The organism is Amycolatopsis sp. NPDC004772, assembly GCF_053601215.1.
The window spans coordinates 88,186-107,657 of record NZ_JBSGBK010000005.1 but is presented as its reverse complement, the minus strand read 5'-3'; the positions used below and the strand labels follow the sequence as shown (position 1 = coordinate 107,657).

The window sequence follows — 19,472 nt, the reverse complement described above, 5'->3', positions numbered from 1 at the left end:
CCCCTCGGGATCGGATCGGACTCATTCGGACGGCACGACGGCGGCGAAGACCGTCTGCTCGCCCTTGGTGCAGGTGGTGCCGCCCTGGGCGGCGGGCGGCCCGGAGGTGCACAGCCAGCCGTCCACGGTCTCGTTCACCGCGTCGTTCGAGCCGGCGCCCTGGCGGCCGGCGATCTTGCGGTGGAAGTCGCCGACCAGCTTCGTGGCGGCGACGCAGCTGACCCCGGCGGCGCCGCTGTCGAAGACGTAGAGGGTCAGCCCGCTGGCGGCGGCGACGGTCCCGCACGACCCGGGCACCGACGGAGGCGGCCCGGACGGCCTGGTCACGGCGGGCGGCGCGGACTCGCTGCCGGAGGTACCGGGCGGAGGCGGCGGGGTGCCGGCCGACGTCGTCACGGAGGGTGGCGGCGTCACGGACGGAGGAGCCGGGGGAGCCTGCGCGGCGGGATCCCCGGAGCAGGCGGCGAGGACGGGCAGGGCGAGGCAGGCCGCGAGCCACGTCCTCGTGGTGGTCGGGTGGGGCACCGCGATCCTTCCTCCCCGCTGTGGTCCCGTGGCGTGCCCACGGGTGTGCCGGAGATTACAACAGCGCTCCGGCACCCCGGCCCGGTGGCCACCCAAAGGGTGTCCACAATGGACGATTAACATTCCGTTCACGCTCCGAAACCTCCCACTGCCATCAAGAATCGATCGGTCTAATCCGGGCCGGAACGGTTAACGATCCGGCCTCGCGTGCCGAAGATCTTGGTGGAGGCCGAAGAGCTTCCCCGTCCCGAATCCCCGTCCCGAACCCGTGAGAGCGATGAACGCCGACGCAGTGAGCACCGAAGACCCGTCCAGTCCGCCGACCGTCCCGAGCACCGTGGTCTGGTGCTGCGGCCGCCCGTACGTCCTCGAAGGACGAGCCGGCCGAGCCCGCTGGATGGGCACCGATTTCCGCGGCCGCCCCGAGTCGTTGAGCAGCGCTGAACTGCAGCGGCGCGGGTGGAGCCACCACCGCGCGAGCTGAGCGTGACGCCGGGCCGCGCCGATGGGTGGCCCGGCGGTTCGCTGCCGGGGTGGTCGCCGGATCTGGGTCAGCTGTGCTTCTGCCCGGTAGCTCCGCGCCACAGCGGCCGCATCCCGGCCGAGCTGCGCCGGCGCCCGCTGGTAGGCGCGCTTCGATATTCGCCGGCTCGCCGCCGCGTCGAGCGGCCCGGCCACCGCGCCGGCGAGGCCGCCTTGGTTGCCGTGGCGAGTTCGCAAGCCATCTGCCGCGTCGAGCAGGTCCCTCCGACTGAGCCGCCCGCGCGCCGGCCACGCCAACGAGGCCGCCCCGCATGCCCGCGGCGACCTGCAACCCGGCCGCCGCCCCGCGCAGGCTCCTCCGGTCAACCCCGCAACACACCCCACCCGGCCACCGCACCACCGGGCGCCCCGCCCCGGCCCCGCTGTTTAATGGCCCCGTGAGCACAGCCGCCCCCGAACCCGCCGCTCAGGCTGCCGAACCGTCGTTGCTGCGGCAGGCCCTGAACGTCCCCAACATCCTCTCCCTGCTGCGGCTGGCCGGGGTGCCCGTCTTCCTCTGGCTGCTGCTCGGCCCCCGGGAAGACGGCTGGGCGCTCGCCCTGCTCGTCTTCAGCGCGCTGACCGACTGGCTCGACGGGAAGCTCGCCCGCTGGCTCAACCAGATGTCGCGGCTCGGGCAGCTGCTGGACCCCGCCGCCGACCGGCTCTACATCCTCGCCACCCTGGTCGCCTTCCTCGTGCGCGACATCATCCCGTGGTGGGTCGTCGTTCCGCTCGTCCTGCGGGAGGCCGTGCTCGGCGTCTGCGTCGTCACCCTCCGGCGCCGGGGCTTCGCGCCGCCCGAGGTCACCTACCTCGGGAAGGGGGCCACCTTCGTCCTCATGTACGCCTTCCCCTTCCTGCTGCTCGCTCAGGGTGGCTCGGACGTCGCCGCGATCGCTCGGCCGATCGGGTACGCCTTCACCATCTGGGGCGCCGTCCTCTACGTCTGGTCCGGTGTCCTCTACGTCGTCCAGGCGCGCAACGCCCTGCGCGGCGATGCCGCGGAGTGAGCTTCCGCCGGGCCGTGGCGGGCGGCTGGGCCGTGTGGGTGTAAGACTTCGCCCAACACTTCCAGTGAGGGCATGAAAGGGGACCGGCGGTGTCCGCTCCTGAAGAGCTTCGCTACACCGAGGAACACGAGTGGGTCGCCACCCGCGGCGAGGACACCCTCGTGCGCGTCGGCATCACCGAGTACGCGCAGGACCAGCTCGGCGACGTCGTGTTCGTCGACCTGCCCGACGTCGGCCGGCAGGTGAGCGCGGGCGACGTCTTCGGCGAGGTCGAGTCGACCAAGAGCGTCTCCGAGCTGTTCGCGCCGGTCGACGGGGAGGTCGTCGCGGTCAACGACGCCGTCGCCGACTCGCCGGAACTCATCAACAGCGACCCCTACGGCGAGGGCTGGCTGATCGAGATCCGGCTCGACGACCCGGCAGGCCTGGAAGCCCTGCTCGAAGCCGAGGCGTACGACGCGCTGACCAAGGGCTGAAGCCCGCTCCGCCGGTTCGGGGAGCCGGGGCTCGGAGAATCGATCAGGCACGGTACGTTGGCAGCTACACGTTCTTGAGTACTGGCAACACAGCATGTGTGGAGGAGAGCTCAGGTGAGCACGAACGACGGGCCCGGCGGCGTTCCCCCGGAGCAGTCTCCGGAGCGGACCTCTGTCTTCCGGGCCGATTTCCTGGCCGAAGCCGAAGGTCGCGAGCCCGCCCCGGAAGCCCCGGTCCAGGGTGTCGACGCGCTGCCCCCGGGTTCGGCGCTGCTGGTCGTGAAGCGCGGGCCGAACGCGGGGTCGCGGTTCCTGCTCGACCGCGACACCACCAGCGCCGGGCGGCACCCGGACAGCGACATCTTCCTCGACGACGTCACGGTCTCCCGCCGGCACGCCGAGTTCCGGCGTGAGGGCGGCGAGTTCGTCGTCATCGACGTCGGCAGCCTCAACGGCACCTACGTCAACCGCGAGCCGGTCGACCAGGCCGTGCTCGCCGGCGGCGACGAGGTGCAGATCGGGAAGTTCCGCCTGGTCTTCCTGACCGGCCCGGGGCACGGGGGCCAGGGGGCGCAGTGACGGCGGCCGGACGGCCACAGAACCACGGACTGAGCATCGGGGCGGTCCTCGCGCAGCTGCGCGGGGACTTCCCCGATGTCACCATCTCCAAGATCCGGTTCCTCGAAGCGGAAGGCCTGGTCACGCCGGGCCGGACGCCGTCGGGCTACCGGCAGTTCGCCGCGGCGGACGTGGAGCGACTGAGGTTCGTCCTGGCCGCCCAGCGGGACCACTACCTCCCGTTGAAGGTCATCAAGGAACAGCTGGACGCGGCGGACTCGGGGGCCGGGCCCGCCGCGGCGCTGCCCCGCCCGCCGCGCCGGCTGGTCCCGATCGACGCGCCGGCGGAGAACGTCGGCCTGCCCGTGGCGGCCGACTTCACCCCGGGCAAGGAGCTGCGGCTGACCCAGGAGGAGCTCCTGGACCAGGCGGGCATCGACGCGGCCGCGCTGGCCGAGCTGCAGCAGTACGGCCTGGTCCGGCCCGGTCCCGCCGGGTTCTTCGACCCGGACGCGGTCCTGGTCGCGCGGACGGTGAAGGCGATGACCGAATTCGGCATCGAACCGAGACACCTGCGGGCCTTCCGCGCCGCGGCCGACCGCGAGGTCGGGCTGCTGGAGCAGATCGTGACGCCGGTGTACCGGCACCGCGACCCGGAGGCCAAGTCCCGGGCCGACGAGGTGGTGCGGGAGCTCGCGGCACTGTCGGTGACCCTGCACACGCTGCTCGTGAAGGCGGGAATCCGCGGCGTCGCGGGGTGTTGATCGATAACGGGGGAGTGAGATCCTCTTTGCGGTCCCATGTCAATGACTGAATGTTCGGCACCGCATGCCGTACCGTGAAGGCACGGGTTTGCGGCAGGCGAACCGAGAGAGTCCGGACAGCGAGCACAGCGCACGGATGACGGGTAGCGTCGGGAGTATGGGCGTGAAGCCGGTTCAGCGCTGCAGCCCGTGTGCACGAGAGGGAGGCGAAGCCCGATGAGCGAAATGCGCGTCGTCGGTGTGCGGGTCGAGCTGCCCGCGAATCAGCCGATCTTGTTGCTGCGGGAAACCGAGGGTGAACGGTACCTGCCGATCTGGATCGGCTCGGTCGAGGCCACCGCCATCGCCTTGGAGCAGCAGGGGGTCCGCCCCGCCCGCCCGCTCACGCATGACCTGCTGAAAGAGGTCATCGGAGCGCTCGGCCGGGAGCTCGAGCAGGTCGTCATCACCGACCTGAAGGAGGGCACGTTCTTCGCGGAGCTCGTGTTCGACGGCGACATCCGGGTGTCCGCCCGGCCAAGCGACTCGGTCGCGCTGGCCCTGCGGATCGGCGTCCCCATCCACGCCGTGGATTCGGTGCTGGAGGAAGCCGGCCTGATCATCCCGGACGAGCAGGAAGACGAAGTCGAGAAGTTCCGCGAGTTCCTCGACTCGGTTTCCCCGGAAGACTTCCGCGGAGCAGACACCTGATTCCTTGCCTTGACGCGGACGTCAACGTCTAGCGTCGAGGGCATGCGGATCGGAGAACTGGCGCAGCGCACGGGTGTCACCACCCGTGCGCTGCGGTTTTACGAGAACCAGGGCCTGCTGCGGGCCCGACGCTCGGCCAACGGCTACCGCGACTACGGCGAGGACGACCTCCAGCTGGTCCAGGAGATCCAGACCCTCCGGACGGTCGGCCTGACGCTCGAGGAGACGCGCCCGTTCGTCGAATGCCTGCGCAGCGGCCACGAGACCGGCGACTCCTGCGCGAACTCCATCGAGGTCTACCGGCGCAAGCTCGAAGAAGCCGACGCGCTTCTCGCGCGGCTCGGCGGCATCCGCGGCGAACTGGCCGCGAAACTCGCCGCCGCCCTCGACCGGCAGGCGCCCGATCCGTGTGTCGTGCCCGATTCCCCGCGCCCCTGAAGGAGCCTGCCTTGTCCGAAGTTGCGGTTGTCACCGATGCGACCTTCGCCGAAGTCCTCGGCAGCGACGTCCCCGTGCTCGTCGAGTTCTGGGCCACCTGGTGCGGCCCGTGCCGGATGGTCGGCCCGGTGCTCGCGCAGCTGGCCGCCGAACGGGCCGGGGAGCTCGCCGTCCGGAAGATCAACGCCGACGAGAACCCGGAGACGACCCGCTCCTACCAGGTCATGTCGCTGCCGACGATGATCCTCTTCCGCGGCGGCGAGCCGGTCGAGACGATCGTCGGCGCGTTCCCGAAGGCCCGCATCGAAGAGCGGCTCGACCGGGCCCTCACGGCGCCGTCGCTTTGACGAACGTGTCCGCCAGCTCGCGCCCGTACCGCTCCAGGTCCAGCGCCGGGTCGGCGGCGTAGGCCGCGGCGACGCCGTCGATGGCCTGCGCGATCGACATGGCCATCACCTCGGGCGTGAACTCGCCGAAGGCGCCTTCGGCCTGGCCCTGCTTCAGCTGGCGGGCCAGTCCGTGCACGCGCAGGTCGTCGACCAGCACCTTCGTCATCACCCAGCCGTCGGCGTCGTCGGCGTTGGCCGCCAGCTCCGTCAGCGCCCGGACGCACTCGGGGTAGGCCCGCAGGAACGCCACCGACGTCTCGATGTGCGCCCGCAGGTAGCCAGGGCGGTCGGCCGGGTCGAGGCCCCCGCCGGTGCGCTCGGTCAGGAAGCCGGCCTTCGTCTCGACGACCGTGCTGAGCACGGCCTGCATCAGGCCGGCCTTGTTCGTGAAGTGGTACGAGATCAGCCGGGTGCTGCTGAGCCCGGCCCGCTCCTTGATCTTGGCGAAGGTCGTCCGGCGGTAGCCCAGGTCGGCCAGGACGCCGATGGTGGCGCCGATGATCTGGGCCCGGCGCGCGGCCTCGGTGACGCCGAGGCCCAGTTCGGCCATGAGGTCAGGGTTTACTTGCATGAGTAAAAAGTTACTCGGCTGAGTAAATCCGGTCAAGGGGTTTGGATCACGCCGGAGGGGGTACGGCGAACGGCGCAACGGGTCAGCCGACCGCCTGGGCTTGCCGCGCGTCGCGTTGACCGGCACTGTCCGGGCGCTTACCGTCGAAGAAGAGAAATCGCCACGGTGTGATTCACGGTCTGGGGCCGGACCGTGGTGATTGATCTCCGGCGGGCCCCGCTCCTGGGGCCGTCCGGCTGTCATTCGCCGGCCACCAGGTCGGGCGAGGGGAGGCTTGCGTGGTCGAGGCTGGTTCCGAGAAGCAGCCTGTCGAGGTCGCGACCGGGGAGCAGGGGGAACTGTTCCCCGACAACTCGCTGCCCGACGAGCTGGTGGGGTACCGCGGCCCGGCGGCGTGCCAGATCGCCGGGATCACCTACCGCCAGCTCGACTACTGGGCCCGGACCAAGCTGGTCGCGCCCAGCATCCGCACCGCGCACGGCTCCGGCTCGCAGCGGCTGTACTCGTTCAAGGACATCCTCGTCCTCAAGGTCGTCAAGCGCCTGCTCGACACCGGCGTCTCGCTCCAGAACATCCGCGTCGCCGTCGACCACCTCCGCGTCCGCGGCGTCCGCGACCTCGCCCGGGTGACGCTGTTCTCCGACGGCACCACGGTGTACGAGTGCACCTCACCGGAGGAGATCGTCGACCTGCTCCAGGGCGGTCAAGGCGTCTTCGGCATCGCGGTCAGCGGCGCGATGCAGGAAATCAGCGGCACCATCCACGAGTTCCCGGCCGAACGCGCCGACGGCGGCATCGTCGAGACGCACGAACCGGACGAACTCACCCAGCGCCGCAACGCCCGCAAGACCGGGTGATCACCGCCGCGGCAGACAGAGTAAGGTTCACCGTGCGGTCGACGAATCCGCGCGGGAGAGTCCGAGCCACACCTTGAGCTCGGCGCCGAAGGAGCAAGTCCTCCCCGGAACCTCTCAGGCACCCTGGACCGCGCGGACGAGACGCCTCTGGAAAGCGGGTCGTCAGGACACACCCTGATGGCCCCGCCGACGGTGCAAGCCCGGCTCAACCTGCGGGCGAAACTCTCAGGCGCCCCTCGGGGTCAGACAGAGCGGGGAGGGTTCCTCCGGGTTCGGGAGAGCTGCGCTCGCGGAAAGCGCTCGCCCCGAACCCTCCGGAGTGTTCTGTGGGGGTGCAACCCCCACACCCCGCCCGGCGGGCTCCGCCCCCGGGCCCCCGCCGTGGTCACCTCCCGCTCGTCCGTCCGTTCTAGAGTCGGTCGAGTAATGCTCCGCTGTCCCCAGGAGGCCATCGTGGATCCGTCACTCGCCTCCCTCGAACAGGGCATTCCCTTCGCCGACCGGCACCTCGGGCCCGGGCCGGCCGAGCTGCGCCACATCCTCGACGTCATCGGCGTCGCCTCCCTCGACGAACTCGCCGAACGGGCCGTGCCGGAGTCGCTGCGGGAATCCGCGCAGCCGCTCGAACTGCCGCCGGCCGCCTCCGAAGCCCAAGCCCTCGCCGAACTTCGCGAGCTCGCCGCCCGAAACCGGCCCACCGCCGCGATGATCGGGCTCGGCTACCACGACACCTTCACCCCGCCTGTCATCCGCCGCAACGTCCTCGAAAACCCGGCCTGGTACACCGCCTACACGCCCTACCAGCCCGAAATTTCCCAAGGGCGGCTCGAAGCGCTGCTCAACTTCCAGACGATGGTCGCGGAGCTGACCGCCCTCCCGGTCGCCAACGCCTCCCTGCTCGACGAAGCCACCGCGGCCGCCGAGGCGATGACCCTCGTGCGCCGGGCCGGGAAGACCACGTCGAATCGGTTCGTCGTCGACGAAGACACCCTGCCGCAGACCCTCGCCGTGCTGCGGACGCGGGCCGAACCGCTGGGCATCGAACTCGTCGTCGAGGACCTCTCCCAGGGGCTGACCGGGCTCGGGCTCGGCGGCGACTTCTTCGGCGTCCTCCTGGCCTACCCCGGCGCGTCCGGCGCGGTCCGCGAACCCGACCTCACCATCGCCGAGGCCAAGAAGCACGGCGCGGCCGTGATCGTCGCCGCCGACCCGCTCGCCCTCACCCTGCTGCGGCCCCCGGGCGAGCTCGGCGCCGACGTCGCCGTCGGCTCGACGCAGCGGTTCGGCGTGCCGCTCGGCTTCGGCGGCCCGCACGCCGCCTACCTCGCCGTGCGCAAAGGCCTGGAGCGGCAGCTGCCCGGCCGGCTGGTCGGCGTCGCGAAGGACGCCGACGGCACACCCGCGTACCGGCTCGCCCTGCAGACACGCGAACAGCACATCCGCCGCGAGAAGGCGACGTCGAACATCTGCACCGCGCAGGTCCTCCTCGCCGTGATGGCGTCGATGTATGCGGTCTACCACGGACCCGAGGGCCTGCACGCGATCGCGCTGCGCGCCCACCGGATGGCGACGGTGCTCGCGGCCGGGCTCTGCGAAGGCGGCATCGAGGTCGTCCACGGCGAGTTCTTCGACACCGTCGTCGCGGCGGTGCCGGGCCGGGCGGACGCGGTCGTCGCGGCGGCCCGCGACCTCGGCGTCTCGCTGCGCCGGATCGACGGCGACCACGTCGGCGTCGCCTGCGACGAGACCACGACTCGTGAGCGGCTTTCGTGCGTGTGGAAGGCGTTCGGCGCCTCTGTGTCCGATGTGGACGGCCTCGACGCGGACACCGCCGACGCGCTCCCGGCCCCGCTGCGGCGCACCAGTGCGTACCTCACGCACCCGGTGTTCCACGCCCACCGCTCGGAAACCGCCATGCTGCGCTGCCTGCGGCAGCTGTCGGACAAGGACGTCGCCCTCGACCGCAGCATGATCCCGCTCGGCTCGTGCACCCTGAAGCTCAACGCCACCGCCGAAATGGAGCCGATCACCTGGCCGGAGTTCGCCGGCCTGCACCCGTTCGCGCCGGCCGAGGACGCCGCCGGGCTCCTGGAGGTGGCCGCCGACCTGAGCGCCTGGCTCGCCCGGATCACCGGCTACGACGCGGTTTCCCTGCAACCCAACGCCGGCAGCCAGGGTGAGTTCGCCGGCCTGCTCGCCATCCGTGCCTACCACCGCTCCCGCGGCGAGTACGCCCGTGACGTCTGCCTGATCCCGGCCAGCGCGCACGGCACCAACGCGGCCAGCGCGGTGATGGCGGGCATGCGCGTGGTCGTCGTCGCCTGCGACGCCGGCGGCAACATCGACCTCGCCCACCTGCGGTCCACAGTGGACGAGCACCGGGCCGGCCTCGCGGCGATCATGCTCACCTACCCGTCGACGCACGGCGTGTACGAAGACACCGTGGGCGAGGTCTGCGCGGCGGTGCACGACGCCGGCGGGCAGGTGTACGTCGACGGCGCCAACCTCAACGCGCTGATCGGCGTCGCCCAGTACGGCCGCTTCGGCGCCGACGTCTCCCACCTCAACCTGTACAAGACGTTCTGCATCCCGCACGGCGGCGGCGGGCCCGGTGTCGGCCCGATCGGCGTCCGCGCGCACCTCGCGCCGTTCCTGCCGAACCACCCCCTCCAGCCGGCGGCCGGCCCGGCCACCGGTGTCGGCCCGGTCAGCGCGGCGCCGTGGGGCAGCGCCTCGATCCTGCCGATCTCGTGGGCGTACGTCCGGATGATGGGCGCCGAGGGCCTGCGCCGGGCCACGCTCGTCGCGGTGGCCAACGCCAACTACATCGCCCGCCGCCTCGCCGAGCACTACCCGGTGCTGTACGCCGGCCACGAAGGCCTGGTGGCGCACGAGTGCATCCTCGACCTCCGGCCGCTGACGAAGGCCACCGGTGTCACGGTCGACGACGTCGCGAAACGGCTGGCGGACTACGGGCTGCACGCGCCCACGATGTCGTTCCCGGTCGCGGGCACGCTGATGGTGGAGCCGACCGAGACCGAAGACCTCGCCGAACTCGACCGCTTCTGCGCGGCGATGATCGCGATCCGCGCGGAAATCGACCGGGTCGCGGCGGGGGAGTGGCCCCTCGAGGACTCGCCGCTGCGGCAGGCCCCGCACACCGCCCGGTGCGTCACCGGCGAGTGGGACCGGCCCTACAGCCGGGAGACCGCGGTGTTCCCCGCCGGCCCGGCCGCGGCGAAGATCTGGCCGCCGGTCCGCCGCATCGACGGCGCCGCGGGCGACCGGAACCTGGTCTGCTCCTGCCCGCCGCCGGAGGCGTTCGCCTGAGCGAGCCATCGCGCGGGCACACAGGAACGGCGGGTAGGTTGACGCCCATGGTGAGTGGGCACGGTCCTGATCGGACGTCCGTGGTCGTGACCGGAGGCAGCGGCTTCATCGGCCGGGCCGTCGTGCACGCCCTCCGCGACCGGGGCGTCCCGGTCACCGTCGTGGACCGGGTCCCGTTCCCCGAGGACCTGGCCGGCGTCCGCGTGGTCGCCGGGGACCTCCGCGACGCGGCCGTCCGCGAGCAGGCCGTGACCCGCGAGACCGCGGCGATCGTGCACCTCGCCGCGCTGACGTCGGTGCTGAAGTCGGTCGAGCTGCCCGAGGACACCTTCGCCGACAACGTCCTGGTCACCCAGGAACTCCTCGAACTCGCCCGCCGCCACGAGGTGCCGAACTTCCTGCTCGCTTCGACCAACGCGGTGATCGGCAACGTCGGCGGCGCCACCATCACCCCGGACCTGCCGCTGCGCCCGCTGACGCCCTACGGCGCCACGAAGGCGGCGTGCGAAATGCTGCTGTCGGGCTACGCGGGCGCGTACGGCATGACGACGTGTGCGTTGCGGTTCACCAACGTCTACGGCCCGGGAATGTCCCACAAGGACAGTTTCGTGCCCCGGATGATGCGGGCCGCGCTGGACGGCGGCGGCGTCAAGGTCTACGGCGACGGCCGCCAGCGCCGCGACCTCGTGCACGTCGACGACGTCGTCCGCGCGGTGCTCCTCGCCCTCGGCAGCGGCTACTCCGGCCGCGCGATCGTCGGCGCCGGGCGTTCGGTGTCCGTGCTGGAAATGGTCGAAGCCGTGCGCGAGGTGACCGGCGCCGAACTGCCGGTCGAGCACGTCGAGGCCCCGGCCGGGGAGATGCCCGCGGTCGTCGTCGACGTCTCGGCGAGCGCGGAGACCATCGGCTACCGGCCGGAAGTCTCGCTGACCGACGGCCTCGCGACGGCGTGGAAGTACTTCTCCGGCCTCGCGAACCAGTGAAGGCTTTTCTCCGGCGGCACTGGCTGCTGCTCCTGCTCCTCGTCCCGGCGATCACCCTCCGGGTGCTGACCTGGCTGGCCTACCGCCCGGCGCTGCTGTTCATCGATTCCTTCCGCTACATCGACAACCTGCACGCCCTGCGCGCCGACCAGCTCGACCCGATCGGCTACGACCTGGTCCTGCGGCCGCTGCTCGCCGTCGGCGGGCTGGCCTGGGTCGCCGCGGTGCAGCACGCCGGCGGCGTCCTGATCGCGATCGGCCTGTACGCGCTGGTCCTGCGCCTCGGCGGCCGCCCGTGGGCCGGCGCGCTCGCCGCGGCCCCGGTCCTGCTCGACGCCTACCAGCTGCAGATCGAGCAGAACATCATGTCCGAGGTGACGTTCGAGGCCGTCCTCCTCGGGCTGCTGTGGCTCCTGCTCGGCTGGGGCACCCCCGGCTGGAAGCGCGCCGGCGCGGCGGGCCTGCTGCTCGGCTTCGGCGTGCTGACCCGGCTGATCGGGATCTCCCTCGCCGTTCCGCTGCTGGTCTTCCTCGTCGTCGCCGGGGGAGCCTGGCGGCACTGGGCGGGCTGGCGGCGGGCCGGTGCCGGCCTCCTGGGGCTCCTCGCTGTTTTGGTCCCGTACTCGGCGCGGGTGCACGCGGAGACCGGGAAGTGGGGGCTGACCGGGCCGTCCGGGAACATGCTCTACGGCCGTACCGCCGCCGTGGCCGACTGCGCGAACCTCCACCTCGACCCGGCGCTGATGGTGTTCTGCCCGGCCGAGCCGCGCGAAACCCGGCTCGTCGACAACTACACCCACGCCGACCTCGACCCGAACTGGCCCGGCCCGCTCCCGCCCGGCGCGGACAAGGCCGCGCTGGCGCACGAGTTCGCGATCGACGTCCTGAAGGAGCAGCCCGGCGACGTCGCCGCGGCGATCCTGGACGACTTCGCCAAGAGCTTCGCCTGGACGCGCGAGCAGGACCCCACCGACGTCCCCCTGGACCGCTGGCAGTTCCAGCCGACCTACCCGCAGTGGGCCGACCAGTCCCTGATCGACCTGGTCACGCTGCAGAACGACGGCGTCGTCGCGAGCGTCGACCAGCCCCTCGCCAAGATCCTGCGCGACTACCAGCTCGGCGGCGGGTACGTCCCGGGCGCGGTCCTCGGCATCGGCGCGCTCCTCGGCCTGCTGACGGTGTTCCGGCGCAAGAAACCCCTCGACCGGGCCCGGGCCGGGGCCCTGCTCGCGGCGTCGGCCGGGCTGCTGCTGCTGTTCGCCTCGGCGGTGTTCCAGTTCTCCTGGCGCTACCAGATCCCGGCGCTCGTGCTGCTGCCGGTCGCCGGCGCGCTCGGCTTCACCACGCTCACGTCGGCCAGCCGGAAGCGGCTCGCCGCCTTCCCCGACGACGTCGACTCCGGCGCCCTCGACGACTTCCGCGGCCGCCACCCCGACCTGGAACTGGCGCCGCTGACCGTCGTCATCGCCGCCTACAACGAAGCCGGCGGCATCGGCGAAGTGCTGGAGAAGATGCCGGACGAGTGCCTCGGCATGCCGGTCGACGTCCTCGTCGTCGTCGACGGCGGGACCGACGACACCGCCGCGATCGCCGAAGCGCACGGCGCGTATGTCTGCGTCGCGCCGCGCAACCGCGGTCAGGGTGCCGCGCTGCGGCTCGGCTACCACCTCGCGGCCGAAGGCGGCGCCGAGTACGTCGTCACGACCGACGCCGACGGCCAGTACGACAACAGCGAGCTGGAAGCCCTGGTCAGGCCGGTCGTCGACGGGACCGCGGACTTCGTCACCGGGTCCCGGCGGCTCGGGCACGAGGAAGCCGACAGCCGCGTCCGGTGGCTCGGCGTGCGCGTCTTCGCGGCGCTGGCGTCGGTGCTCACGGCCCGGCGGATCACCGACACGTCGTTCGGCTTCCGCGCGATGCGGGCGGAGCTGGCCTGCTCGGTCCCGCTGAACGAGCCGCAGTACCAGTCGTCCGAGCTGCTGCTCGGCGTCACCGCGCGCGGCGCCCGCGTCACCGAGCTGCCGATGAGCATGCGGCTGCGCAAGGCGGGCAAGAGCAAGAAGGGCGGCAGCCTCGTCTACGGCGCCAACTACGCGCGGGTCATGACCGGGACGTGGTGGCGGGGGTACGTGCTGCGCCGCGGCCGAACACGAACCGGTCGAGCAGCGTGAACTTGACGGCGAACACCAGCGCGTAACTGGCCACGTACGCGCCGTCGACGAGCACGACCCACCAGAAGTGCGGCAGGTCGAGGGGCGTCAGCAGCGAGCCGGCCAGGGTGGTCAGGCCGATCGACGCCAGCCCGCCGAGCCCGATCACCGCGAGGTAGGGCAGCAGTTCGCGGCGGACGCGCGGGCGCCCGGTGCGGCCCCACACCCAGCGGCGGGTGACCAGGAAGTTCAGCACCGCGCCGGCCGCCCAGGCCAGCGTGCTCGCCAGCGAAGCGGCGCCGCCGGTGGCGAGGACGGCGAGCAGCACGACCTGGCTGAGGACCGTGGCCGCGACCGACGTCGTCGCGGCGCGCGCCAGGCGGGCCCAGCCGCGATGGCGGGTTTCGTCCGCCGTGCGGGGCCGCACGCCGTTGGTTACGGTCGTCATGCCCCCATCCTCCCCGCGGGCCGGTCGCGCTGCCGTCCGACCCCCTCATGCATAGGAGATTCACAGGTCATTGCCAGGTCTTCATCAGCACGTGATCTATAGCGTTCGTGTGGCGTAAACGAGCAGGAAAGGCGGCACAATGCGTGTGCTGGTTCTCGGCGGTGACGGATATCTGGGCTGGCCGACCGCGCTGCACTTATCGGACAAAGGCCACGAGGTGGCCGTTCTCGACAATTTCGCGCGGCGCGGGTACGACGCCGAACTCGGCGTGGAAAGCCTGGTCCCGATCGAATCCCTCGCCGACCGCATCGCGACCTGGCGCGAGGTCTCCGGCCGGACGATCACCAGCTACGAAGGCGACCTCCTCGACGCGGAGTTCCTGTTCGCGGCGGTGCGTGACTTCGCGCCGGACGCCGTCGTCCACTACGCCGAGCAGCGGTCGGCGCCGTATTCCATGATCGACCGCGAACACGCGGTGTACACGCAGCACAACAATGTGATCGGGAACCTGAACCTGCTGTACGCGATCGCGGAGATCGACCCGGCGATCCACCTGGTCAAACTGGGCACGATGGGCGAATACGGCACGCCCAACATCGACATCGAAGAGGGCTGGCTGGAGCTGGAGCACAACGGCCGCTCCGACCGCGTGCTGTTCCCGAAGCGGCCGGGCTCGTTCTACCACCTGACCAAGGTCCACGATTCGCACAACATCGAATTCACCTGCCGCGCGTGGGGCCTGCGGGCGACGGACCTCAACCAGGGCGTGGTGTACGGCCAGCAGACCCCGCAGACGGCGCTGGACCCGCGCCTGGCCACCCGCTTCGACTACGACGCGGTGTTCGGCACGGTGCTCAACCGGTTCGTCATCCAGGCCGTGCTGGGCCAGCCGCTGACCGTGTACGGCAAGGGCGCGCAGACCCGTGGCCTGATCGACATCCGCGACACCGTGGAGTGCATCCGCCTGGCCGTCGAGCACCCCGCCGAGCCGGGGGAGTTCCGGGTGTTCAACCAGATGACCGAGAGCATGTCGGTGGCCGAGATCGCCGAGCTGGTCGCCGACCGGTTCCCCGGCCCGGTGCAGATCGAGCACCTGGAGAACCCGCGCACCGAGGCGCCGGAGCACTACTACAACGTGAAGCACACCGGGCTGGTCGGGCTGGGCCTGGAGCCGCACCTGCTGTCGGACACGCTGATCGAGTCGATGTTCGACATCGTGGGCGCGAACAAGCACCGGGTGAACCCGGAGAAGCTGCGCCCGACCGTCCGCTGGCGCGGCGCGCTGAAGAGCTAGGGAGTCCGTGGGGGCTCCCGCGTGGGGAGCCCCCACGGTTTCAGCCGGGCAGCTTGTCGAGGAAGCCGTGCACCCGGGCGATCTTCCCGTCTTCGAGCTCGACGACGTCGAACCCGATGGCGACCGGCTCGGCACCGGGCGTGCCGAGGTACCACTGGAAGCGCGCGAGGTCGTGGTGAGCGTCCGGCTCGGCGGGCAGGCTGAAGGTCAGGCCGCCGAACTGCTCCTGGGCCCCGGCGACGAACCGGTCGATCCCGTCGTGCCCGGTGACGGCGCCGAGCGGATCGGTGTAGCCGGCGGTCTCGGTGAAGACGTCGGCGACGAGCGCCCGGCGCTTGCCGGCGTCGGTCTCGTTCCAGACGGCCAGGTACCGCTCGACGAGGCTGCGGACGTCGGTCATAGTGACTCCTTCGGTTGGGGGACAACGGTTCCGCCGTCATCCGGTGCTGGAACCGACTCTGGCGGACGAGCGGCGGCCCGTCGATTACGCGAGAGGTAATGCCGGTGCGGCCGCGGAATCCGGTGGCGCGCCCCGGCCGCGGCTCGGCACACTCCGGGCATGACGAATGACGCCGAGCCGCCCGCGGCCCCGGCCCTGGTCCGCGACCTGGTCGCCGCGGCCCGCGCCGGGCAGGCGTGGGCCGCGCTCGAAGCCGTGGCGACCGCGGGTTACGCGGCCGGTGTCACCAAGGCCGCCCTGCTGCGAGGGTGCGGGGCGGCGCTGGACTTCATCGCCGACGGCGCCCCGGGCGGGACCGACGATCCGGCCTGCGACGCCGTCCTGGAGCTGATGGACCGCCTGGAGGGCTTTTGCCCGGCCGGCGCGGAGATCGAGCCATTACCCCGGAAGTAATGGCCGCCACGCCGCGCCCGCCGTAGCGTCGCTCGCGTGACGACCATGGTGCAGGGGCGGCAGCGGCCCGTCGGGGAGCTGCTGCGCGAATGGCGCGATCGGCGCCGGATCAGCCAGCTCGATCTGGCGATCTCGGCGGACATCTCGACCCGCCACCTCAGCTTCGTGGAAACCGGCCGCTCCAAGCCGAGCCGGGACATGGTGCTGCGGCTGGGCGAACACCTCGACGTCCCGCTGCGGGAACGCAACCGGCTGCTGCTCGCCGCCGGGTACGCGCCCGCCTACACCGAGACCGCGCTAAGCGACCCGGAGCTGGACGCCGTCCGCCGGGCGGTGCGGCAGCTGCTCGCGGGCCACGAGCCGTACCCGGCCGCCGTCGTCGACCGGAACTGGGACCTCGTCGACGCCAATGCCGCGGTGGGGCTGTTCGTCGCCGGGATCCCGCCCGAGCTGACCACCAACGTCCTGCGCGCGACCCTGCACCCGGACGGCATGGCGCCGCACATCCTCAACCTGGGGGAGTGGCGCGCCCACCTGCTCGGCCGGCTGCGGCGCCAGGTGACCCAGACCGCCGACGCCGGCCTCGCCGAGCTCTTGGACGAGCTGCGCGGGTACCCGTGCGAGCAGGCCGTGCCCGAGGTGGAGGTCCCCGGACCGGGTGACATCTTCGTGCCGCTGAAGTTCCGCCACGACGGCGTCGACCTGACGTTCTTCTCCACCGTGGCCACGTTCGGCACCCCGCTGGACGTCACCGTGGCGGAACTGGTGATCGAGTCGTTTTTCCCGGCCGACAGCGCGACGGCGGCGTACCTGCGCGAGCGGGCCGCCCGGGTGGGATGATGGGGGTCCGCGCAGCATCCGAAGTGAGGATCACCGGTTGATGGCCGTCCCGCCTTCGCTCGCCCTGTCCGTCGGAGTCCGCATCCCCCAGCTGCTGTTCGGCGTCGCCGGCCTGTCGCCGTCCGAAATCGGCCGGGCCGTCCGCATCGCCCTCGACACCGGTTACCGCGGCATCGACACGACGCCGGGCAGCGAGGCGGCGGTGGGCGCGGTGCTCGCCGCGGCCGAAGTGCCCCGCGAGGACCTCTTCGTCAGCGTGCACGTGCCCGCCCAGGGCTACGACAACGCCCGCCGGGCGGCTGACCAGGCGCTGGCGGCGCTGCAGCTCGAGCGGGCCGATCTCTGCCTGCTGGAGGGCACCAAGGGCGCGTTCACCGACACCTGGCGCGCGCTGAGCCGGCTGCGCGCCGACGGCCGGGCCCGCGCGATCGGCGTCGCCGGCTTCGGGGTCGCCGAGCTGCGCCGGCTGATCGACGCGACCGGCGCGGTGCCGTCGGTGAACCAGGTCGAGCTGCACCCGTGGCTGCAGCAGGTGCCGCTGCGCGAGTTCCACGCCGAGCGCGGCATCGTGACGGCCGCGGCCAGCCCGGCCGCGAACGCGGCGCTGCTGTCCGACGAGACGGTCACCGCGCTCGCCGCCAAGTACGGCAAGACCCCGGCCCAGATCGTGCTCCGCTGGCACCTGCAGACCGGCACGGTCGCGGTGGCGGCGTCGGCCACCACGACCCGGACCCGGGAGAACTTCGGCATCTTCGACTTCGAGCTGGCCGACGACGACCTCGCCGTGGTGGCCGAGCTCGACAACGGCACGCGGGTCTAGCGCCTAGGTGGACTTGATGCCCGCCGCGGCGAAGTCGGCCTGCTGGGCCGGCTGCTCCAGGTACTCGCGGAACGTCTGGGCGGCGCGCAGCGCGGTGTCGTCGACACCCGGGCCGGCGAGCCCGATGAAGGGGTAGTCCGCCGAGCGCGCGTTCGCCACCGACTGGGCGGGCGAGCCGATCATCTCGGGCTTCTTGGTGGTGAGCTCGCTGACCCAGTACGACGATTCGGGCAGCCAGGCGGCGGGCAGCCCGCCGATGGAGTCCAGCTTGGCCCGGCCGACCAGCGCGTCGAGCACCTGCGCCGACGGCTTGGCCTCGATCATGACGTGCACGCACTGCCCGTGCACGACGGTGGCGGCCTGGTTCCACCGGTCGGCCGCGGCGGCCACGGGCTTCTGCACGCTCGGCGTGACAACGACCCGCATGTGCGTGGTGCCGCCGTCACAGCTGGCGGCCTGCGCCTCGGCCCGGCTGTTCAGCTCGTTGTCGGCCCAGTTCCAGCCGACGACGCCGAGCCCGATGAGGACGGCGAGCACCAGGCAGGCGATCGGCCAGCCGGCGATCCGGCGGCGCGGAGCCTTCTTCCCGACGATCCGGTGCGACCCGGTGGCATCGCTCTTGCCGACGATCCGGTGCGAGCCGGTGCCTTCGCTGCGCGGAGTCCGGTTCGGCCCGGTGCTGTCCCCGCGGCCGGCGCGCTGGGGCCCGGTGGAGTCGGTGCGCTCGCCGCGGCCCGGGGTCTGCGGCCCGGTGCCGGTGCCGGTGTCTTCGGGCCGGGTGGCGACGTCCTCGTCCGGCGGGGTGATGACCTCGGTCCGCTCGGCGGCGGATTCCGCGGGGGCCTTGCCGCCCCGGCGGCGGGACCGCGGGGAAGTCCCTTCGCCGACGGGGGTGACGGGGTGCGCACCGGTGGCTTCGGCCCGGCGGGACGCGCGGGTGGACCTGCCGGAGCCGGGCGTCTCGACGCGGTCCGGGACCGGGGCGCCGCGGTCCTTGCGGCGGGAGCGCGAGGTGGTTTCGGCGGCTTCGCCTTCGGTGACCGGGTGGGCGCCGGTGGTCTCGCCGCGGCGGGTGCGGGGAGTGGTGCCGGTGGCTTCGCCGTTGGTGACCGGGTGAGCGCCGGTCGTCCCGCCGCGGCGGGAGCGGGCGGTGGCGCCGGTGGCTTCGCCGTTGGTGACCGGGTAGGCGCCGGAGGCTTCACCGCGGCGGGTGCGGGTGGTGTCGGTGACCGGGTGGGCGCCGGTCGCCTCGCCGCGGCGGGGTGCGCGGGTGGCGCTCTCGGCCGCGCCGGTGGCCTCGCCACGGCGCTGCGAACGAGTCGCGCTCTCGGCGGCGGGGTAGGAACCCGAGGCCTCGCCGCGGCGCGTGGTCTCGGGGTGGGCGACCGGGTAAGCGCCGGAGGCTTCACCGCGCCGGGAACGGGTGGCGGTGGCGGCACTGTCGGCGACCGGGTAGGCGCCGGACGCCTCGCCGCGGCGGGTGGCGATGGTCGTCGTGATCTCGCTGCTCGTCACCGGGTGGGCCCCGGAAGCTTCGCTCCGGCGAGGCGCGCGCGTCACGGCGGAATCGCCGCCGGCGACCGGGTACGAGCCCGAAGCCTCACCCCGGCGGGCGACCGGGTGGGACCCCGAAGCGGCCGGGTACGCCCCCGAGGCCTCACCCCGGCGGGTGGCCGGGCCGTCGGGCGCGGGCGGGAAGCCGGGCGCCTGCGCCCCTTCCGTGAAGAACACCGAACCGGACGATTCGCCCGGCACCCGGGCGATGCCGAAGGCGTCCGAGATGGAGCTGCGCCCCGGGGTGCGGAAGGCGCCGGAGGCCTCGCTGCGGCCCTCGGCGGGCACGCGTGGCGTGCGGTCCTGAGGGTGCGGCACCGGCTCCTCGTCCCGGTAGTGTCGCCCCATCCGTCATCCTTTCGGGGTGAGCGCATGCCAAGCACGCGCTGCTATGCAA

General features: G+C 72.3%; 21 protein-coding genes and 1 riboswitch. Of the genes, 16 read left to right on the top strand and 5 right to left on the bottom strand.

Annotation, left to right across the window (positions count from 1 at the left end; translation table 11 throughout):
• Positions 1 to 21 precede the first annotated feature (21 nt).
• Entirely contained in the window at positions 22 to 525 is a 504-nt protein-coding gene (locus ACWEF6_RS05120; RefSeq protein ID WP_449681725.1) for a hypothetical protein, read from the bottom strand.
• A gap of 277 nt (positions 526 to 802) precedes the next feature.
• Here ACWEF6_RS05120 and ACWEF6_RS05115 point away from each other — a divergent pair, with 277 nt between their 5' ends.
• The 8 genes from ACWEF6_RS05115 to trxA all read left to right on the top strand — a co-directional run bounded on the left by ACWEF6_RS05115 (position 803) and on the right by trxA (position 5,333).
• Positions 803 to 1,009, top strand: coding sequence for a hypothetical protein (locus tag ACWEF6_RS05115; protein ID WP_310973026.1), 207 nt, complete (start codon positions 803 to 805; stop codon positions 1,007 to 1,009).
• Positions 1,010 to 1,445: 436 nt separating this feature from the next.
• Positions 1,446 to 2,060, top strand: coding sequence for a CDP-alcohol phosphatidyltransferase family protein (locus ACWEF6_RS05110; protein ID WP_449681724.1), 615 nt, complete (start codon positions 1,446 to 1,448; stop codon positions 2,058 to 2,060).
• An 89-nt stretch (positions 2,061 to 2,149) separates the two neighbouring features.
• On the top strand, positions 2,150 to 2,536 hold the full coding sequence (gene gcvH / locus ACWEF6_RS05105) for a glycine cleavage system protein GcvH (RefSeq protein WP_013226819.1): 387 nt from the start codon (positions 2,150 to 2,152) through the stop codon (positions 2,534 to 2,536).
• A 114-nt stretch (positions 2,537 to 2,650) separates the two neighbouring features.
• Positions 2,651 to 3,115, top strand: a complete 465-nt coding sequence (garA, locus tag ACWEF6_RS05100) for a glycogen accumulation regulator GarA (RefSeq protein WP_004559567.1) — start codon at positions 2,651 to 2,653, stop codon at positions 3,113 to 3,115.
• Positions 3,112 to 3,858 carry a transcriptional regulator FtsR gene (ftsR, locus tag ACWEF6_RS05095; RefSeq protein ID WP_449681723.1) on the top strand — a complete coding sequence of 249 codons (747 nt, stop codon included), beginning with the start codon at positions 3,112 to 3,114 and terminating at the stop codon, positions 3,856 to 3,858. Before garA ends, ftsR begins: the two co-directional genes overlap by 4 nt.
• Positions 3,859 to 4,074: 216 nt before the next feature.
• A complete protein-coding gene (locus tag ACWEF6_RS05090; protein ID WP_004559569.1) occupies positions 4,075 to 4,548 on the top strand; it encodes a bifunctional nuclease family protein in 474 nt (157 codons plus the stop codon).
• Between the two features lie 42 nt (positions 4,549 to 4,590).
• Positions 4,591 to 4,986 carry a MerR family transcriptional regulator gene (locus tag ACWEF6_RS05085; RefSeq protein WP_449681722.1) on the top strand — a complete coding sequence of 132 codons (396 nt, stop codon included), beginning with the start codon at positions 4,591 to 4,593 and terminating at the stop codon, positions 4,984 to 4,986.
• A gap of 11 nt (positions 4,987 to 4,997) precedes the next feature.
• Positions 4,998 to 5,333 (top strand): thioredoxin, encoded by a 336-nt coding sequence (gene trxA, locus ACWEF6_RS05080; RefSeq protein WP_449681721.1) that lies wholly within the window; start codon positions 4,998 to 5,000, stop codon positions 5,331 to 5,333.
• On the opposite strand, the gene ACWEF6_RS05075 is transcribed toward trxA, so the two are convergent.
• Positions 5,314 to 5,925 (bottom strand): TetR/AcrR family transcriptional regulator, encoded by a 612-nt coding sequence (locus tag ACWEF6_RS05075; RefSeq protein ID WP_449681720.1) that lies wholly within the window; start codon positions 5,923 to 5,925, stop codon positions 5,314 to 5,316. The genes trxA and ACWEF6_RS05075 overlap by 20 nt on opposite strands.
• Before the next feature lie 299 nt (positions 5,926 to 6,224).
• Here ACWEF6_RS05075 and ACWEF6_RS05070 point away from each other — a divergent pair, with 299 nt between their 5' ends.
• The 4 genes from ACWEF6_RS05070 (at position 6,225) to ACWEF6_RS05055 (ending at position 13,287) form a co-directional block, all read left to right on the top strand.
• The gene (locus ACWEF6_RS05070) at positions 6,225 to 6,803 is read left to right on the top strand and encodes a MerR family transcriptional regulator (RefSeq protein WP_033260631.1); all 579 of its coding nucleotides are present in this window, start codon (positions 6,225 to 6,227) and stop codon (positions 6,801 to 6,803) included.
• 42 nt (positions 6,804 to 6,845) lie between these two features.
• Positions 6,846 to 6,944, top strand: a riboswitch (glycine riboswitch).
• Positions 6,945 to 7,256: 312 nt separating this feature from the next.
• Positions 7,257 to 10,133: an aminomethyl-transferring glycine dehydrogenase gene (gene gcvP, locus ACWEF6_RS05065; RefSeq protein ID WP_449681719.1), complete on the top strand. Its 2,877-nt coding sequence runs from the start codon at positions 7,257 to 7,259 to the stop codon at positions 10,131 to 10,133.
• A gap of 47 nt (positions 10,134 to 10,180) precedes the next feature.
• Positions 10,181 to 11,116: an NAD-dependent epimerase/dehydratase family protein gene (locus ACWEF6_RS05060; protein ID WP_449681718.1), complete on the top strand. Its 936-nt coding sequence runs from the start codon at positions 10,181 to 10,183 to the stop codon at positions 11,114 to 11,116.
• Positions 11,113 to 13,287: a glycosyltransferase family 2 protein gene (locus ACWEF6_RS05055; RefSeq protein ID WP_449681717.1), complete on the top strand. Its 2,175-nt coding sequence runs from the start codon at positions 11,113 to 11,115 to the stop codon at positions 13,285 to 13,287. The genes ACWEF6_RS05060 and ACWEF6_RS05055 overlap by 4 nt, the downstream gene beginning before the upstream one ends.
• Here the strand turns inward: ACWEF6_RS05055 and ACWEF6_RS05050 are convergent.
• Positions 13,217 to 13,714 (bottom strand): GtrA family protein, encoded by a 498-nt coding sequence (locus tag ACWEF6_RS05050; protein ID WP_310973016.1) that lies wholly within the window; start codon positions 13,712 to 13,714, stop codon positions 13,217 to 13,219. The genes ACWEF6_RS05055 and ACWEF6_RS05050 overlap by 71 nt on opposite strands.
• A 139-nt stretch (positions 13,715 to 13,853) precedes the next feature.
• On the opposite strand from ACWEF6_RS05050, the gene ACWEF6_RS05045 reads away from it, so the two are divergent.
• Complete coding sequence (locus ACWEF6_RS05045; protein WP_449681716.1) at positions 13,854 to 15,008, top strand: NAD-dependent epimerase/dehydratase family protein; 1,155 nt, start codon at positions 13,854 to 13,856, stop codon at positions 15,006 to 15,008.
• A gap of 40 nt (positions 15,009 to 15,048) precedes the next feature.
• Here ACWEF6_RS05045 and ACWEF6_RS05040 read toward each other — a convergent pair whose 3' ends face one another.
• Positions 15,049 to 15,408 (bottom strand): nuclear transport factor 2 family protein, encoded by a 360-nt coding sequence (locus tag ACWEF6_RS05040; protein WP_449681715.1) that lies wholly within the window; start codon positions 15,406 to 15,408, stop codon positions 15,049 to 15,051.
• A 159-nt stretch (positions 15,409 to 15,567) separates the two neighbouring features.
• Here ACWEF6_RS05040 and ACWEF6_RS05035 point away from each other — a divergent pair, with 159 nt between their 5' ends.
• From ACWEF6_RS05035 to ACWEF6_RS05025, 3 genes are read left to right on the top strand one after another with little or no spacing between them, the layout of a single operon-like run.
• Positions 15,568 to 15,861 (top strand): hypothetical protein, encoded by a 294-nt coding sequence (locus tag ACWEF6_RS05035; protein WP_449681714.1) that lies wholly within the window; start codon positions 15,568 to 15,570, stop codon positions 15,859 to 15,861.
• Between the two features lie 45 nt (positions 15,862 to 15,906).
• On the top strand, positions 15,907 to 16,701 hold the full coding sequence (locus ACWEF6_RS05030; RefSeq protein ID WP_449681802.1) for a helix-turn-helix domain-containing protein: 795 nt from the start codon (positions 15,907 to 15,909) through the stop codon (positions 16,699 to 16,701).
• A gap of 40 nt (positions 16,702 to 16,741) precedes the next feature.
• Complete coding sequence (locus ACWEF6_RS05025; protein ID WP_449681713.1) at positions 16,742 to 17,521, top strand: aldo/keto reductase; 780 nt, start codon at positions 16,742 to 16,744, stop codon at positions 17,519 to 17,521.
• A 3-nt stretch (positions 17,522 to 17,524) separates the two neighbouring features.
• Here ACWEF6_RS05025 and ACWEF6_RS05020 read toward each other — a convergent pair whose 3' ends face one another.
• Positions 17,525 to 19,423: a hypothetical protein gene (locus ACWEF6_RS05020; protein WP_449681712.1), complete on the bottom strand. Its 1,899-nt coding sequence runs from the start codon at positions 19,421 to 19,423 to the stop codon at positions 17,525 to 17,527.
• Positions 19,424 to 19,472 lie beyond the last annotated feature (49 nt).